Source organism: Ruegeria jejuensis (assembly GCF_041537905.1).
Lineage (GTDB): Bacteria > Pseudomonadota > Alphaproteobacteria > Rhodobacterales > Rhodobacteraceae > Ruegeria_C.
Genome location: NZ_JBGRUO010000059.1, coordinates 1 through 1,358, shown reverse-complemented (window position 1 = coordinate 1,358; position 1,358 = coordinate 1). Strand labels below are relative to the sequence as shown.

The 1,358-nt window shown below is 64.3% G+C and carries 1 protein-coding gene; it reads left to right on the top strand.

Annotation, left to right across the window (positions count from 1 at the left end; genetic code table 11):
* The coding region (locus AB1E34_RS26065; RefSeq protein WP_372575199.1) for a CHAT domain-containing protein at window positions 1–1,358 on the top strand (1,358 nt) is incomplete at both ends.

Sequence of the window (1,358 nt, the reverse complement as noted above, 5' to 3'; positions counted from 1 at the left end):
GGGCGACAGGCGCTCTCCAACGTCGCCTTCGATCCGAATGTCTCCGCCGCGGAAAAGACCCGCCTGCGCCGGGCCCTGGAAACCGATGAGGCCGCCCTGCGCGCCGCCTCGGAAAAGTTCCGTCGTCACCAGCAGGTCACCGGTGCCGATGCCGACGATGTCATGCTCGCCCTGCCGAGCGGGGCGGCACTGGTGGAGTACCGGTTCTATGATCCATTCGACTTCGAAAAACGCGAGTTTGACGCGCCCCGCCTGCTGGCGGTTATCCTGCGGCCGGACGCGGACCCGGCGTTGGTCGATCTCGATACATCCGGGAAACTCTTCGACCTGCAATCGCTCGTCGTCGACGCCGACCTGCGCAGGGAACGCGGCTGGAGTTTTGACGAACTCATGCGCTATGCCCATGACCAACTGATCCTGCCGCTGCTGCCCCATCTCGACGGGGTCGAGACCCTCTATATCTCACCTGACGGCCCGCTGGGTGCGCTGCCCTTCGAGGCCTTCCTGGATGACCCCGGCCTACGCCTGATCGAACGCTTCGACGTTCACACGGTGCAGACCGGTCGCGACCTCGTCGCCAGTTCCCGACCGGCCACTGGCAAAGGTCTTGTCGCGTTCGGTGGTGTGGACTTTGGCGAGATACAGGTTGCTGCGCTGGTGGAGCCCGAGGCGGGCGACAGCCTCATCCGGGCCGCACTCGACACAACACGTCAGCAGTTCACGGAATTCAAAGCATTGCCCAAAAGCCTTTCCGAGGTCCAAACCATCGGTGCTCACTATGCCGACTTCCGCCGCGATGAGCCCGCCCCGATCGTGTTCACCGGCACGGAGGCCACGGAAGCGGCCCTCAAATCTCTCGCCAATCCGCCCCGGGTCCTGCACTTTGCGACCCACGGCTACTACTTGCAAAGCGGGTCGATCCGGGGCCGCCCGCTTCTGCAATCGGGTGTGACGCTCGCCGGAGCCAACCGCGCACTGGCTGGTGGCATCGGGGCGGACGGTGAAAACGGCATCCTGCATGCGGTCGAGGCGCAGACGCTCAATCTTTATGGTACCGAACTGGTGGTGCTCTCGGCCTGCGATACCGGCCAGGGCGCTCATGATTACAGCGAGGGGCTCGAAGGCCTGCCGCGCGCCTTCTATGTTGCTGGGGCGCAGAACGTGCTGGCAGCCCTCTGGCCGGTAGGCGATCAGGCGGCGGCCAACTTCATGACGCGCTTCTACCAGAACTGGCTCGAGCAGACCACGAGCAACCCCGCCGCCGCACTACGCAAAACCAAGCTGTGGTACCTGCAACAGACAGACCCGTCCCTCAACACACCGCTCAACTGGGCACCCTTCGTCCTCTTCGAAGGGTA